At 74.5% G+C, this 14,948-nt stretch carries 10 protein-coding genes and 1 pseudogene; 6 read left to right on the forward strand and 5 right to left on the reverse strand.

Translation table 11 applies throughout. The features are described 5' to 3' along the window. Nucleotides 1-214 precede the first annotated feature (214 nt). Both AQJ30_RS08845 and AQJ30_RS08850 read left to right on the forward strand, forming a co-directional pair. Nucleotides 215-2,266 (forward strand): phosphocholine-specific phospholipase C, encoded by a 2,052-nt coding sequence (locus AQJ30_RS08845; RefSeq protein ID WP_067230744.1) that lies wholly within the window; start codon nt 215-217, stop codon nt 2,264-2,266. Nucleotides 2,267-2,309: 43 nt separating this feature from the next. Next, nucleotides 2,310-3,152 (forward strand): LURP-one-related family protein, encoded by an 843-nt coding sequence (locus AQJ30_RS08850; RefSeq protein WP_067230747.1) that lies wholly within the window; start codon nt 2,310-2,312, stop codon nt 3,150-3,152. 53 nt (nt 3,153-3,205) lie between these two features. Here AQJ30_RS08850 and AQJ30_RS08855 read toward each other — a convergent pair whose 3' ends face one another. Both AQJ30_RS08855 and AQJ30_RS08860 read right to left on the reverse strand, forming a co-directional pair. Continuing rightward, nucleotides 3,206-4,219 (reverse strand): DMT family protein, encoded by a 1,014-nt coding sequence (locus tag AQJ30_RS08855; RefSeq protein WP_067230750.1) that lies wholly within the window; start codon nt 4,217-4,219, stop codon nt 3,206-3,208. Continuing rightward, on the reverse strand, nt 4,216-5,058 hold the full coding sequence (locus tag AQJ30_RS08860; protein ID WP_067230753.1) for a phosphatase PAP2 family protein: 843 nt from the start codon (nt 5,056-5,058) through the stop codon (nt 4,216-4,218). The genes AQJ30_RS08855 and AQJ30_RS08860 overlap by 4 nt, the downstream gene beginning before the upstream one ends. A gap of 253 nt (nt 5,059-5,311) precedes the next feature. Here AQJ30_RS08860 and AQJ30_RS08865 point away from each other — a divergent pair, with 253 nt between their 5' ends. Continuing rightward, on the forward strand, nt 5,312-5,926 hold the full coding sequence (locus AQJ30_RS08865; protein ID WP_067230755.1) for a TetR/AcrR family transcriptional regulator: 615 nt from the start codon (nt 5,312-5,314) through the stop codon (nt 5,924-5,926). Nucleotides 5,927-6,106: 180 nt separating this feature from the next. On the opposite strand, the gene AQJ30_RS08870 is transcribed toward AQJ30_RS08865, so the two are convergent. Next, on the reverse strand, nt 6,107-7,183 hold the full coding sequence (locus AQJ30_RS08870; protein ID WP_067230758.1) for a DUF2510 domain-containing protein: 1,077 nt from the start codon (nt 7,181-7,183) through the stop codon (nt 6,107-6,109). A gap of 331 nt (nt 7,184-7,514) precedes the next feature. Between AQJ30_RS08870 and AQJ30_RS08875 the strand changes: the two are divergent. Further along, nucleotides 7,515-10,205 (forward strand): annotated as a pseudogene (locus AQJ30_RS08875) (ATP-binding protein). A gap of 153 nt (nt 10,206-10,358) precedes the next feature. Here AQJ30_RS08875 and AQJ30_RS08880 read toward each other — a convergent pair. Beyond that, nucleotides 10,359-11,396: a DUF3048 domain-containing protein gene (locus AQJ30_RS08880; RefSeq protein WP_107119515.1), complete on the reverse strand. Its 1,038-nt coding sequence runs from the start codon at nt 11,394-11,396 to the stop codon at nt 10,359-10,361. Between the two features lie 179 nt (nt 11,397-11,575). Between AQJ30_RS08880 and AQJ30_RS08885 the strand changes: the two genes are divergently transcribed. Continuing rightward, entirely contained in the window at nt 11,576-12,766 is a 1,191-nt protein-coding gene (locus AQJ30_RS08885) for a zinc-dependent alcohol dehydrogenase (protein ID WP_067230760.1), read from the forward strand. Between the two features lie 13 nt (nt 12,767-12,779). Here AQJ30_RS08885 and AQJ30_RS08890 read toward each other — a convergent pair whose 3' ends face one another. Beyond that, on the reverse strand, nt 12,780-13,844 hold the full coding sequence (locus AQJ30_RS08890; protein ID WP_067230763.1) for an ATP-dependent DNA ligase: 1,065 nt from the start codon (nt 13,842-13,844) through the stop codon (nt 12,780-12,782). 74 nt (nt 13,845-13,918) lie between these two features. Between AQJ30_RS08890 and ligD the strand changes: the two genes are divergently transcribed. Further along, nucleotides 13,919-14,932, forward strand: coding sequence for a non-homologous end-joining DNA ligase (ligD, locus tag AQJ30_RS08895; protein ID WP_067230766.1), 1,014 nt, complete (start codon nt 13,919-13,921; stop codon nt 14,930-14,932). Nucleotides 14,933-14,948 lie beyond the last annotated feature (16 nt).

Below are 14,948 nucleotides of genomic sequence, written 5' to 3' on the forward strand. Positions count from 1 at the left end.
CGGCCGCCCGGATCCGCCTGCGGACGCGGACCCACGGACCGGCGGAGCGCGGGGTCACGTCCTGTCGCTCCGCACCCCTCGCGTACCGCCGGACTTCACGCCCGCGCCACCGCACCCTTCCGTGGCGTTCGGTGCCGCTGGAACACTCCTTGCGCGCGCATCCCGTCAGAACCCGGTCGGTTCGCAGCCCGTCAGGACGAGAGGTCCACCAGCCATGCCCGAAGTCAACCGGCGCCGATTCCTCCAGCTCGCGGGCGCCACCACGGCGTTCACCGCGCTCAACGCCAGCATCGAGCGCGCCGCCGCCCTGCCGGCGAACCACCGCACCGGGTCGATCGAGGACGTCGAGCACATCGTCGTCCTGATGCAGGAGAACCGTTCCTTCGACCACTATTTCGGCCGCCTCAGAGGCGTCCGCGGCTTCGGCGACCCGCGCCCGGTCACCCGCCCCGACGGCACCTCGGTGTGGCACCAGTCCGACGGCACCAAGGACGTCCTGCCCTTCCGCCCCGACCTGGACGACCTGGGCCTCGCCTTCATCCAGGACCTCCCGCACGGCTGGAACGACGGACACGCCGCCTTCAACGGGGGCAAGTACGACAAGTGGGTGCCCTCGAAGGGCTCCACGACGATGGCGTACCTGGAGCGGCGCGACATCCCGTTCCACTACGCCCTCGCGGACACCTTCACCATCTGCGACGCCTACCACTGCTCGTTCATCGGCTCGACCGACCCCAACCGCTACTACCTGTGGACAGGTTACACCGGCAACGACGGCAAGGGCGGCGGGCCCGTCCTCGGCAACGACGAGGCCGGCTACAGCTGGACGACCTACCCCGAGCGGCTGGAGGAGGCCGGGGTGTCCTGGAAGATCTACCAGGACGTCGGCGACGGACTCGACGCCCAGGGCTCCTGGGGCTGGATCCCCGACGCCTACCGCGGCAACTACGGCGACAACTCGCTGCTGTACTTCACCCAGTACCAGAACGCCCGCCCCGGCGACCCCCTCTACGACAAGGCCCGCACCGGCACCGACGCCCGCACCGGCGAGGGCTTCTTCGAGCGGCTGAGGTCCGACGTCACCGGCGGCAGGCTGCCGCAGATCTCCTGGATCGTCGCCCCCGAGGCCTTCACCGAGCACCCCAACTGGCCCGCCAACTACGGCGCCTGGTACATCGCCCAGGTCATCGAGGCGCTCACCGCCGACCCGGCCGTGTGGGCGAAGACCGCCCTGTTCATCACGTACGACGAGAACGACGGCTTCTTCGACCACCTCGTCCCGCCGTTCCCGCCGGCCTCCGCCGCGCAGGGCAGGTCCACAGTCGACGTCGGCCCGGACGTCTTCACGGGCGGCACCGGTCACGTCGCCGGTCCCTACGGGCTCGGGCAGCGCGTGCCGATGCTCGTCGTCTCGCCCTGGAGCAAGGGCGGCTGGGTGTGCTCCGAGACGTTCGACCACACCTCGGTCATCCGGTTCATGGAGCGCCGCTTCGGTGTGCACGAGCCGAACATCTCCCCGTGGCGCCGCACCGTCTGCGGCGACCTGACCGCCGCCTTCGACTTCTCCCGCGGCGACACCCGGCCGGTCTCCCTGCCCGAGACCGACGGCTACGCGCCGCCGGACCGCCTGCGCCACCCCGACTACGTGCCCACCCCGCCCGCCCACGGCGTGCTGCCCAAGCAGGAGCGCGGGCTGCGGCCCGCCCGGGCGCTGCGGTACGTCCCCTCCGTGGACGCCACCGTCGACGCGGCGGCCGGCAAGCTCACGCTCACCTTCGCCTCCGGCCCGCACGCCGGTGCCGCCTTCCTGGTCACCTCCGGCAACCGCACCGACGGCCCGTGGAGTTACACCACCGGGGCCGGGCGCACCGTCTCGGACACCTGGAACTCCGCCTACTCGGGCGGCGCGTACGACCTCACCGTGCACGGCCCCAACGGCTTCGTGCGCTCCTTCGCCGGGGCGAACCGGTCCGCGGGCGCCGAGGTCGTCGCACGGCACGTCGGCGACGACGTCGAGCTCACCTTCACCAACAAGGGCACGGGGACGGCCCGGTTGACGGTGACGGACGGATACCGGGGCCGCCGCACCACGGTGCGGGTGCGGCCCGGGGACGTGCTGAAGCGGGTCGTCGACCTCAGCGCCAGCAAGCGGTGGTACGACCTGACCGTCACCTCCGACGCCGAGTCGACCTTCGTGCGGCGCTTCGCCGGGCACGTCGAGAACGGCCGGCCGGGCGTCAGCGACCCCGCGATCGTGACCGAGTGAGGACGGCGGTGGGGATCCGCCCGGGCCGGGGTAGTGTGCCCCGGTGACCACGCATTCGAACACACCTGCTGGTTGGTACCCGGATCCGCACGGCGCGGCCAAGACGCTGCGCTACTGGGACGGCGCCCGGTGGACCGACCACACCCACGCCGACCAGCAGGCCCAGGCCGCGCCCGCGCAGCCCCCGGCCGCGCCGCACGTCCCGGCCCAGCCCGCGGCACCCGACCCGCGGGTGCAGCGCCAGGTCCAGCAGCAGGCCGGGGTCGCCGCGGGCGGCCCCGGCGGCGGCACCCTGTTCAGCGAGCCGGTGCTGGTGGTGAACCAGAAGGCCAAGCTGATCGAGCTGACCAACGAGTACACGGTCATGGACCAGCACGGCAACCAGCTCGGCTCCGTCGTCCAGGTCGGCCAGAGCGCCCTGCGCAAGGTCGTGCGCTTCCTCGCGAGCATCGACCAGTACCTGACGCACAAGCTGGAGATCCGCGACGCCCACGGCCGGCCGGTGCTGCGGCTGACGCGGCCCGCGAAGTTCCTGAAGTCGCGGGTGATCGTGGAGCGGCCGGACGGCCAGCCGGTCGGCGAGATCGTCCAGCAGAACGTCTTCGGGAAGATCAACTTCGCGATGACGGCGAACGGGCAGCAGGTCGGCGCGATCAAGGCGGAGAACTGGCGGGCCTGGAACTTCGCGATCGTCGACCACGCGGACAACGAGGTCGCCCGGATCACCAAGACCTGGGAGGGCCTCGCGAAGACGCTCTTCACGACCGCGGACAACTACGTCCTGCAGATCCACTACCAGCTGCCCGAGCCGCTGCTGAGCCTCGTCGTCGCCACGGCCCTGACCGTCGACACCGCGCTCAAGCAGGACTCCCGCGGCCTCGGCTGAGCCCCGGCCCCCCAGTGCTGGGGGCCCGGCCCCGGTGGTGCGAGGGGCCCGGCCTACAGCGGCGTGAGGTGCCCCGGTCCGGTCGCGGGCCGGGGCACCGGCACGGGGTCGGGCGGAGCCGACGCCGCGTCGAGCGCCAGCACGGCGGCGACGGGGTGCTCCTCATCGAGGCCGACGGCCGTCCCGTCCTCCGCGGCGAGCGCGCCCCCGTCGGCCGCACCGGCGGCGCGCCCCCCGTCGGGCACCGGCTCCGGCGCCGTACGCGACAGTAGCACCACGCCCCACGACGCCAACGCCGCCCCGGCCAGGGCCAGCAGCACGCCGGTCGGACCGCCGCGCAGCCGCTCGCCGAGCAGGGACAGGCCGATCACCGCGGCGGCCAGCGGGTTGGCGAGCGTGACCACGGCCAGCGGGGCGCCGAGCCCGTCCCGGTAGGCCGTCTGCGACAGCAGCAGCCCGCCGGCGGCGAACGCGGCCACCAGCAGCGCCACGCCGACCACTTGGAAGCCCAGCACCGACCCGGAGCGGTCCGTGGCGGCCACCGTGACCGTCTGGGTGAGCGCCGAGGCCACGCCGGAGGCGAAGCCGGACGCGGTCGCGTGCCGCAGCCCGGGACGCGCGCCGGGCCGGGCCAGCAGGCCGATCAGCGCGGCCGTGCTGCCCGCGACCGCGATCGCCTCGGGCACGCTGAGCACGTCGTCGGGCGCCGGACCCGAGGCCGCGACCAGGATCACGGCGAGGCCCAGCAGGGTGTACGCGGTGCCCCGCCACTCGGCCGCGCCGACCCGCCGGCCCGCGACCCGGGCGCCCAGCGGCACGGCCGCGACCAGGGTGAGCGCGCCCAGCGGCTGCACCACGGTCAGCGGACCGTACTTCAGCGCCACCACGTGCAGCAGCGCGGCGGAGGCGTTGAGCACCACCGACCCCCACCACGCGCCGCTGCCCAGCATCCGGACCAGGCCGACACCGGGGGAGCGGGAGGCCAGGCGCTCCTGGGCGACCGCGGCGGCCGCGTAGGCGACGGCGGAGAACAGCGACAGGACGACGGCGACGGCCAGGACGCTCATCGCCCCGCCCCCACGAGTGTCCGGCCGCCGGCCGGCTGCGTGCCCGCCGGTGCGGGGGTCGGCTCCGGCCGGGCGCCGTCGTCGTCGCCGTCGCCGTCGCCGTCGACGCCGGCCGCCGCGCGGTGCGGCGGGCGGATGACGGCCAGGGCCAGGCCCAGCAGGGCGCCCGCCACGAGCGCGTCGAGCCAGTAGTGGTTGGCGGTGCCCACGATCACGGTCAGGGTCAGCAGCGGGTGCAGCAGCCACAGCCAGCGCCACCGGGAGCGGGTGGCGACGACGAGCCCGATCGCCACCATCAGGGCCCAGCCGAAGTGCAGCGACGGCATCGCGGCGAACTGGTTGGACAGGTGGTCGCTCTGCGGCGGCCCGTACACCGAGGGGCCGTACACGCGCGCGGTGTCGACCAGGCCCGCCTCGGCGAGCATCCGCGGCGGGGCCAGCGGGAACGTCAGGTGCAGCACCAGCGCGGCGGCGGTGACCGCGGCCAGGACCCGGCGGGCCCAGACGTAGTGCGCCGGGCGGCGCAGGTACAGCCAGACCAGGAAGGCCGCCGTGGCCGGGAAGTGGACGAGGGCGTAATAGGTGTTCGCGCCGTGCACCAGGGCGTCACCGTGCAGCAGGAGGGACTGCAGCGAGCCCTCGCCGGGCAGGTGGAGCCATCGTTCGGCGTCCCACACGTCATGGGCGTTGCGGTACGCCTCGCCGGTGTGCCCGGTCGCGAGCCCGCGGCCGGCCTTGTAGACGAGGAAGAGCCCCGCGACCAGCAGGAGCTCTCGGACTATGGGCGGCCGCGGTGTCGCGTCGGACTCCGCTTCGGCAGGCTCGGTGCGGGCATTCATCCCCCGGCCCCTTCGCTGACGTGGTGCGTGTGGTGGTGCATCTGGTGGTGCCTGTGGTGCGCGTGGTGCGCGCGCTGCTTCGTGGTGCGGTCATCTGATCGATACGAGATCGTACCGATACGCCAGTGTACCGATACGATCGGGTACCGGTACACTGGCGTATCGATTGATGTGCGCCACACTGGAGGCACGCACGACGACCGGCGCGAGGGCCGCCCGGTCGGGACCGGACGAACAGCGAGGAGACAGACCGATGACGTCGCAGGCCGCGGACGGACCGGACTCGGTCGCCGCGTCGCGCCGCTCCAAGCTCACGCCCGAGCGCGAGCAGGAGTTCTTCGACGCCGTCCTCGACCAGATCCGCGAGTGCGGGTACGACGCCGTCACCATGGAGGGCGTCGCGTCCACCACCCGGTGCAGCAAGTCCACGCTCTACCGGCAGTGGAAGACCAAGCCGCAGTTCGTCGCCGCCGCCCTGCGCTCCTGCCGCCAGGTGCGGTTCGCCGGCATCGACACCGGCAGCCTGGCCGGCGACCTGCGCGAGGCCGCACGCGCGGGCGGCCAGTGGGCCGGCAACGACACCCAGCTGCTCCAGGCCCTCGGCCACGCGGTCATGCAGGACCCGGAGCTCCAGCGGGCGCTGCGCGACGCGCTCGTCGAGCCGGAGGTCGCGGCCCTGAAGGACATCCTGCGGCGCGGGGTCGAACGCGGCGAGGTGCCGCCCGACCACCCGGCGCTGGAGTTCGTGCCCGCCCAGTTCTACGGCGTCCTGCGCGTGCGCCCCGTGCTCGACGGGAAGTACGCCGACGCCGACTTCCTGGAGCGGTTCGTGGAGGCCGCGGTGCTCCCCGCGCTGGGCCTCACCTAGGACCGGGTCGCCGTCCACGGGATGACTGGACGGTGACCTGCTCGCGCCGCACCGTGGGGACGGGGGCGGCGCGCACCCCCCGGCCGGGTGGGGCTCCCTTTTGAGCGGAGGGGAACCCCACCCGGCCGGACCTTTCCCGGCCGGGGCCCGGGCCGGGACGCGGTGGCCGGCGGGCGGCCGTCAGACGGTCCGGCCGTCCCCGCCGCCCTTCGACACCTTGATGCCCCGGGTGATCGTGTCGATGACCGACACCTCCTGGTCGGCGTCCAGCCCGAACCGCAGCACCACCAGCCGGCTGCTGTCGGCGGGGGCGGGGAACGCCAGCGACTCGACGTAGCCGTCGGCGCCCTTGCTGGTGACCGCCTTCCAGCGCACCAGGTAGCCCTTCTGCCCGGCCACGGTCACGGCCTTGGAGGCGAGCACCTGGTGCGACGTGATCTTCCCGTAGGTGGTGCCGCCGTAGGACTCCTCGGCGTTCGCGGCGATGTCCGCCTTGGCCACCTGCTCGGCGGTGCTGCCGGCCGTCTTCAGCAGCTCGGCCGGAGCGGAGTACACCCCGCCCTTGGTGCAGGACTTGGAGGCGTCGCCGGGGCAGTCGTACGTCGTGTCGGACGTCACCTGCGCGCCGGGCCCGCTCTGCTGCCCCGTCCAGCCGTCCGGGATGGGGATGCTGATGCCGTTCACCGGGTCCGGCACCGCACCGCTCTTGAGCTTCGGCGCCTCGGACCCCTCGGGGGAGGGCGACGCGCCGCCGGAGCCGCCCGGACCGCCGTTGCCCCCGGAACCGCCGTTGCCCCCCGAACCGCCGTCGCCGGGACCGCCGTTGCCGCCCGATCCGCCCGAGTCGCCGAACGGACCGCCCGGGCCGCCGGGTCCGCCCCGGCCGCCCGGTCCCTGCGCGGTGCCCGGCCCGGAGTCCCCGCCGTCGTCCTTGGTCAGCGCGTACACGCCGACCCCGATGCTCGCCAGCACCGCCACGGCGACGGCCACGGCTATGCCGGTGCGCAGCCCGCGCTTCGGGGCCGGCCCCACGGGCTGGGCGGGGTACCCGGGATGGACCGGATACGCCGTGATCGTGGGGTGGTCGGGCGCCGGTCCCGGGGCCGGCGTCTGCGCCGGCGGACCCCATGCGGCGGCCGCGCCCGCGGGGCGGGTCCGGTCCGTCCACGCCCTGCCGTCCCACCAGCGCTCGGTGGCGGGACCGTCACTTGTCTGCCCGGGGTCGGGGTACCACCCGGGGGGAGTCACCTGCGTCATGCCCCCACCGTATGAGGCGTCGGTGAAAGACGGATGAGAGGCCCGGTCGGCGCGGCCCGGCGGACGCCGGCGGAGCCACGACCCAGGTGGCGTCCCGCTGGGTCCCGTTCCGCCCCGGCCGCGGGTGTGCCGGACGGCGGGCCGGTCGTCAATTGCGCGCCATGCGCGCCGCGTTGACGACGCCGGCGGTCCCGCGCAGGCCCGGGCCGCGCCGGCCCGTGCGGATGTCACCCGTCGAGGCACCTCCTCGCCGGACCGTGCTCCGCCCGGACCCCCGGGCGGCTACGCTCGGGTTCTGTACGTCGTTCGGGCGATGCGGGGAGGTAGCGGGATGACGGAGGTACGGCCCGCGGGGGCCGCCCCGGGTTCCCTGTGGGAGCGCGACACGGAGGTCGCGGCCATCGTGCAGGCGGTCCGGGAGCTGCGCACCGACCGGTCGTCCTCGGGCCGCCTGCTGGTGTTCCGCGGCGACGCGGGCCTCGGCAAGACCGCCCTGCTGGCCGAGACCCAGCGCGTCGCCGAGGCCCAGCACTGCACCGTGTGGTCCGCGCGCGGCGGCGAGACCCTGAAGTCCGTCCCCTTCAACGTCGTGCGGCAACTCCTCCAGCCCGCGCTGCTGTCGATGCTCCCCGAAGAGGCCCGCGAGTACCTGGGCGACTGGTACGACATCGCCGGTCCCGCCCTCGGCATAGCGGACCCCGGCGAGTAGGCGCCCGACCCGCAGGGCGTCACCGACGGCCTGGTCGCCGCCGTGCGGCGGCTGGCCCGGCGCGAGTGGCCGCTGGTGCTGCTGATCGACGACGCGCACTGGGCCGACCTGGAGACCCTGCGCTGGCTGTCCGCGTTCGCGCAGCGCCTGGACGACCTGTCGGTCCTGGTCGTCCTCGCCTGCCGCAACGGCGAGGCCGCGGGCGAGCGCGCCCGGCACCTCGAGGCGGTCTCGGCCGTCGCCGGCCGGTCCGTGGCCGCCCTGAGCGCGCTCACCCCCGACGCGGTCGCCGGGCTCACCCGCGCCACGGTCGGCGAGCACGCCGACGCCCCCTTCTGCCGCGAGGTCTGGGCGGTCACCGGCGGCAACCCGTACGACACCGTCGAACTCCTCGCCAAGGTGCAGGACAGCGAGCTGGAGCCGACCGAGGCGTCCGCGCCCGAACTGCGCCCGCTCAACAAGTCGGCCCGCGGCGGCGGACTGGTCGCCCGCCTGGAGGGGCTCGGCATCGACGCGACCCGGTTCGCCTGGGCGGCCGCCATCCTCGGCGCCGGGATCACCGTCGAACAGGTGGCGCTGCTGGCCGGCATGGGGATCGACGACGCCCACCGCTGCGCCCAACTCCTGCAGGGCGCCCGCATCCTCACCACCCCCGACCTCGCGGCCGGCCCGGTCGACGACGGCGACCTGGTCTTCGTGCACCCGCTGATCGCCAGCGCCGTCTACAACTCCGTGCCCGACGCGCTGTGCCGTGCGATGCACGGCATCGCCGCGCAGGTCGTCACCGACGCGGGCAAGGGCCTGGCCGCCGCCTCCCGGCACCTGCTCCAGGTCCACCCCGACGGCGACGAGGAACTCGTCGCCCAACTGCGCGAGGCCGCCGCCGAACACCTCGCCGTCGGCGCTCCCGACGCGGCCCTGCGCTGCCTGGAACGCGCCCTCGCCGAGCCGCCCCCGCCCGACGTCCACGCCCGCGTGCTCTACGAACTCGGCTGCGCCACCCTGCTCACCGCGCCCTCCCGCACCATCGCCCACCTCCGGGCCGCGCTGTCCATGCCGGGCCTGGACGGGCCCGAGCGGGTCGACGCCGTGCACCGCCTGTCCCAGGCGCTGCTGCACAACGACCAGTTGGAGGAGGCCGTCCGCACCGTCGAGGCGGAGGCCGCGCGCCTGGGTCCCGGACCGGCGCGGATGCGGCTGCAGGCCGTGCAGTTCATGTGGGAGGGCCTGTACGCCGGTGAGAACAGCGGCCCCGGCCGCTCCGAGCGGCTCGCCGAACTGGCCTCCACCTGCACCGGCCGCGACAACGCCGAGCGAGCGCTGCTGATCCTGCGCGGCTTCGACGCCATGACCCACGGCGAGAGCGCCGAGGAGGTCGTGGAACTGTGCGACCGGGCCCTCGTCAACGGCCGCCTGGCGCCCGGCCTCGACTGGACCGACAAGGAGTGGGGCCTGGAGCTGCCGATGATGCTGGCCAGCTCCTACGCCTACGCCGACCGGCTGGACCGCGCCGACGCCCTGTTCACCGACGCGCTGCGCGCCTACGACTCGGCCGGCTGGGGCGGCGGCCACCTCGCCCTGGCCCACGCCTACGTCGGCCTCGGGCACCGCAGGCGCGGCCGGCTGCGGGCGGCCGAGACGTCCCTGCGCGAGGCGCTGCGGCTGGCCGAACGCGTCGGCCGCGGACTGCCGTTGTACTGGTCGGCGACCTGCAACCTGGTCGACACGCTCATCGCGCGCGGCCACGTCGACGAGGCCTGGCGGGTCGCCGAGCAGTCGGGCTTCGCGCCGCCGTACCCGTCCACGATCGTGCTGCCCGACCCGCGCTCGGTGCGCGGCCGGCTGCTGCTCGCCGTCGGCCGCGCCCAGGAGGGGATCGACGAACTCCAGGAGGCGGAGAAGGCGGCCGCCGCCCGCGGCCACCTCAACCCGGTGGTGGTGCCCTGGGCCGTCGACCTGGCCCGCGCCCTCGCCACCGAGGACCCGGAGCGCGCCGGACGGCTCGCCGCCGACGTCCGTCGGCAGGCCGAGCGGTTCGGCACCGACACCGCGATCGGCGAGGCGCTGCGCTGTGCCGCCGCACTGGAGACCGGGCGGCGCGCGGTCGGGCTGGCCGCCCAGGCGGTGGCCTACCTGGAAGCGTCACCCTGCCAGTACGAACACGCGGCGGCCCGCGTCGAGTACGGCGTCCTGTCCCGCTCGGCCGCGGAGCTCAACCGGGGCCTGACCCTGGCCCGTTCGTGCGGCGCCGACGCCGTCGCGGTCCAGGCGGAGCGGGCGCTGGCGGGCCTGGGAGCACTGGAACACCACTGACCGGCACGGCCACACCTCCCCGGCCGCGCCCCGGGCGACCCGCTCCTGGTACGCGTCGTGCTCGGCCGCGATCTCCTGTCCGGTCTGCGCAAGCCCGCGGCCGCCATGACCGGCGCACCCGCGCCCGCCTCCGTCGAGGCATAGCCCCCAGGACTAGCGGGAGCCACCCCCGCCCGGCGCCGCCGCGAGCACGACCCACACCTGCCCCGGGGCGAACGTCATCGCCGCGCCGTCCGGGGTCGTGAAGCGGGTGCCGTCCGTGGCCGTCGGGCGCTCCCAGCGGGCGGCGTCGAAGGCCCGGCCGTCGCGCAGCACCATGGCCCGTCCCGAGCCGACGGTCCGGGTGTACGGGGTGGTGTTGCCGAGGAAGTCGTGGAAGCGGGAGCCGCGGACCGTCACGTACTGCACCACCACCGTCGCCGCGGCCACCCGCCGTCCGCCGGAGGTCACGCTCGCCCGGCCGTCCATGGCCACCAGCCAGCGGGCCCGGTCCGGCGACCAGGTGAAGGTGAACCGCGCCGCCGGGAAGCGCACGCTGCGGGTTTTCTCGGGGGTGCCGCCGGGCGGCGCGGCGCCGTAGCGGAAGCCGGTGGTGAGCGCGGCCGCGCCGGGCGGCGAGGGGACCAGGGCCTTCGGCCGCAGGAACAGGTTGTGCGGGGCGGCGCGGTCCGCGCCCCGGTAGAAGGCGCCGGACGACTCCTCGGGCGTCACCGCGGTCAGCGGGGCCCGGTCGATCAGCGGCAGCAGCTTGCCCTGCGCGCCGGAGAACGCCAGCACCGGCCGGGTGAACTGGCCCAGCAGCTCCAGGTCGGACTCCCGGGCGCTGCGCACGGGCCCGACGGCGGGCGGCAGCTTCGTCGCGTAGAGCGCCATCAGCCGGCTCAGGCCGCCCTCGACCTGCTCGGCGTAGACGACGTCGGCGGCGTCCAGGCCGGTCGGCGGGCGGGCGGCGGGCGCGTTGTCGATCTTCACGGCCAGGACCGGGCCGGGCGGGGGCGTGCGGGGCGAGGGACTGGCGGACGCGGAGCTGCTGGCGGCGGGGGAGCGGCTGCCGCCCGGCTTGTCCTGGAGCGCGCCCCGGGAACTCGTGCAGCCGGCCGCCAGGCCGAGGGCCAGCGCGGCGGCCAGCAGGGCCGGCCCGAACGTGCTCCGCCGCGTGCGCGGTCCGTGTGCCTTGTCCACCGGCGTCACCCCGTTGGTGGTCGTGGTGTCGATTGTGCGCTCGGGTGACGCTTTCTGGCCATACCGGATCAGTCGTGATCGCTCACCGGCCGCGGCGCCCCGCGGTTCGGCAGCCGGACCCGTGGGTACCCGGCGACACCCGGAACCCGGTGATCCGGGCCCCGACTCGGCGGAGGGAGCACGGCGCGATGAAGGCAGTGACCTGGCAGGGAAAGCGGGACGTAAGGGTCGAGGAGGTGCCCGACCCGAGGATCGAGGAGCCGACGGACGCGATCATCCGCATCACCTCCTCGGGGCTGTGCGGATCCGACCTGCACCTGTACGAGGTGCTCACGCCGTTCATGACCCCCGGCGACATCCTCGGCCACGAGCCCATGGGCATCGTCGAGGAAGTGGGCGCGGGTGTGCCGGACCTCGCCGTCGGTGACCGGGTGGTGGTGCCGTTCCAGATCGCGTGCGGCACCTGCTGGATGTGCCTGACCGGACTGCCCACGCAGTGCGAGACCACCCAGGTCAGGAGCCAGGGCATGGGCGCGCCCCTGTTCGGCTACACCCGCCTGTACGGCGCGGTGCCGGGCGCCCAGGCCGAGTACCTGCGCGTCCCGCAGGCCCAGTTCGGCCCGATCAAGGTGCCCGAGGGGCCGGCCGACGACCGGTTCGTCTACCTGTCCGACGTCCTGCCCACCGCCTGGCAGGCGGTCGCCTACGCGGACGTCCCCCAAGGCGGCAGCGTCGCCGTGCTCGGCCTCGGGCCGATCGGCGACATGGCCTGCCGCATCGCCCAACTGCGCGGTGCCGGGCGGGTGTTCGGCGTCGACCTGGTGCCCGAGCGGCTGAGCAGGATGCGCGCGCGGGGCGTGGAGACGTTCGACCTCAGGTCGTTCGACAGCGAGAAGGAACTGGTCGAGGCGATCCGCGACGAGACCGACGGGCGCGGCCCGGACGCCGTCATCGACGCGGTCGGCACCGAGGCCCACGGCAGCGCGATCGCCAAGCTGGTGCAGAACGCCGCCGCCGTCATGCCGCGCAAGCTGAGCGGCCCGATGGCCGAGCGCTTCAGCGTCGACCGGCTCGCCGCCCTCCACACCGCCATCGAGCTGGTGCGCCGCGGCGGCACCATCTCCCTCTCCGGCGTCTACGGCGGCATGGCGGACCCCCTGCCGCTGCTGACCATGTTCGACAAGCAGATCCAGCTGCGGATGGGCCAGGCCAACGTCCGCCGCTGGGCCGACGACATCCTCCCGTACCTCACCGACGAGGACCCGCTCGGCGTCGACGAGTTCGCCACCCACCGGGTGCCGTTGTCCGAGGCCCCGCAGGCCTACGAGATGTTCCAGCGCAAGCAGGACGGCGCGGTCAAGGTGCTGATGCAGCCCTGAGCCCCCGGGCCGCTCAGGTGCCCAGGATCTCCGCGAGGTCGTACCGGACCGGCTCCTCCAGCTGCGCGTAGGTGCAGCTCTCGGGGGTCCGGTCCGGGCGCCAGCGGCGGAAGCGGGCGGTGTGCCGGAACCGCTGCCCGTTCTCCATGTGGTCGTACGCCACCTCGGCCACCCGTTCGGGCGACAGCGGCACCCACGACAGGTCCTTGCGGCCCGACCAGCGGCTCGGCGCCCCCGGCAGCCGTGCCGTCTCGTGCGCGGACTCCTCGGACCAGGCGGCCCACGGGTGCCCCGAGACGTCGTCCAGGCGCAGCGGCTCCAGCTCCTCGACCAGCTCCGCCCGCCGCTTCATCGTGAAGGCGGCGGACACGCCCACGTGCTGGAGCGTGCCCCGGTCGTCGTACAGGCCGAGCAGCAGCGAGCCCACCACAGGACCGCTCTTGTGCAGCCGGTAGCCGGCGACCACGACGTCCGCGGTGCGCTCGTGCTTGACCTTGAACATGGCGCGCTCGTCCGGCCGGTACCGGACGGTCAGCGGCTTGGCGATCACCCCGTCCAGGCCCGCCCCCTCGTACTCCTCGAACCAGCGCCGCGCCACCTCGATGTCGGTGGTCGCGGGCGCCAGGTGCACGGGGGCCGCCACCCCCGACAGCTCCCGCTCCAGCCGCTCCCGCCGCTCGGTCAGCGGGGCGGTCATCAGCGACTCGTCCCCGAGGGCCAGCAGGTCGAACACGACGAGGGACGCCGGTGTGCGCTCCGCCAGCGTCCGCACCCGCGAGTCGGCCGGGTGGATCCGCTCGGTCAGCGCGTCGAAGTCCAGGTGCCCCTCCCGCGCGATCACGATCTCCCCGTCCACCACGCACCGCCGCGGCAGCCGCTCCCGCACCGCCGTCACCAGCTCGGGGAAGTACCTGGTCAGGGTCTTGCCGGTGCGGCTGCCGAGCTCCACCTCGTCGCCGTCGCGGAACACGATCGCGCGGAAGCCGTCCCACTTCGCCTCGTACTGCATGTCCGCGGGGATCGACGCGACCGCCTTGGCGAGCATCGGCAGGACAGGGGGCATCACCGGGAGATCCATGCGTCGATTCTGCGCCCGTACCTCCCCTGGCGCCCGATGTGCGAGGTATGCGGGGTACGCCTACCGTGGCTCGCATGGGTGACGCGGTGGAACTGGAGGTCGGCGGCCGGACCGTACGGCTGTCCAGCCCGGACAAGGTCTTCTTCCCCGAGCGCGGTTTCACCAAGCTGGACCTCGCCCGCTACTACATCGCCGTCGGCCCCGGCATCCTGCGCGCCCTGCGCGACCGGCCGACCACCCTGGAGCGCTACCCCGAGGGCGTGGGCGGGGAGAACTTCTTCCAGAAGCGGGCGCCGAAGAACATGCCCGACTGGATCCCGACCGCCCACATCACCTTCCCCAGCGGGCGCAGCGCCGACGAGATGTGCCCGACCGAGGCCGGAGCGGTGGTGTGGGCCGCCCAGTTCGGCACGCTCACCTTCCACCCCTGGCCGGTGCGCCGCGACGACGTCGACCGTCCCGACGAACTGCGCATCGACCTCGACCCGCAGCCCGGCACCGACTACGACGACGCCGCCCGCGCCGCCCACGAACTGCGGGCGGTGCTCGACGAGTTCGGCGGGCTGCGCGGCTTCCCCAAGACCTCCGGCGGCCGGGGCCTGCACGTCTTCGTGCCCATCGAACCGCGCTGGACCTTCACCCAGGTCCGCCGCGCCGCCATCGCCGTCGGCCGGGAGATGGAACGCCGCATGCCGGAGCGGGTCACCATCAAGTGGTGGAAGGAGGAGCGGGGCGAGCGGATCTTCATCGACTACAACCAGACGGCCCGCGACCGCACGATCGCCTCCGCCTACTCCGTGCGCCCCCGCCCGCACGCCCCCGTCTCCGCGCCCCTGCGCTGGGAGGAGGTCGGCGTCGCCCACCCGCAGGACTTCGACCTCGCGACCATGCCCGCGCGCTTCGCCGAACTCGGCGACGTGCACGCGGACATGGACGACCACCGCTACTCGCTCGAGGCCCTGCTCGACCTCGCCCGCCGCGACGAGCACGACCACGGCCTGGGCGACCTGCCGTACCCGCCGGAGTACCCGAAGATGCCGGGCGAGCCCCGACGGGTCCAGCCGAGCCGGGCCAGGAAGGACTCCTGAACCCGACCCGGCCCGA

Source organism: Streptomyces longwoodensis, assembly GCF_001514125.1.
GTDB lineage: Bacteria > Actinomycetota > Actinomycetes > Streptomycetales > Streptomycetaceae > Streptomyces > Streptomyces longwoodensis.

Bases quoted from the DNA above. Each gene is read 5' to 3' on its own strand.
- AQJ30_RS08845 (WP_067230744.1), top strand. From the start codon at position 215: ATGCCCGAAGTCAACCGGCGCCGATTCCTCCAGCTCGCGGGCGCCACC.
- AQJ30_RS08855 (WP_067230750.1), bottom strand. From the start codon at position 4,219: ATGAGCGTCCTGGCCGTCGCCGTCGTCCTGTCGCTGTTCTCCGCCGTC.
- AQJ30_RS08860 (WP_067230753.1), bottom strand. From the start codon at position 5,058: ATGAATGCCCGCACCGAGCCTGCCGAAGCGGAGTCCGACGCGACACCG.
- AQJ30_RS08865 (WP_067230755.1), top strand. From the start codon at position 5,312: ATGACGTCGCAGGCCGCGGACGGACCGGACTCGGTCGCCGCGTCGCGC.
- AQJ30_RS08870 (WP_067230758.1), bottom strand. From the start codon at position 7,183: ATGACGCAGGTGACTCCCCCCGGGTGGTACCCCGACCCCGGGCAGACA.
- AQJ30_RS08885 (WP_067230760.1), top strand. From the start codon at position 11,576: ATGAAGGCAGTGACCTGGCAGGGAAAGCGGGACGTAAGGGTCGAGGAG.
- AQJ30_RS08890 (WP_067230763.1), bottom strand. From the start codon at position 13,844: ATGGATCTCCCGGTGATGCCCCCTGTCCTGCCGATGCTCGCCAAGGCG.
- ligD (WP_067230766.1), top strand. From the start codon at position 13,919: ATGGGTGACGCGGTGGAACTGGAGGTCGGCGGCCGGACCGTACGGCTG.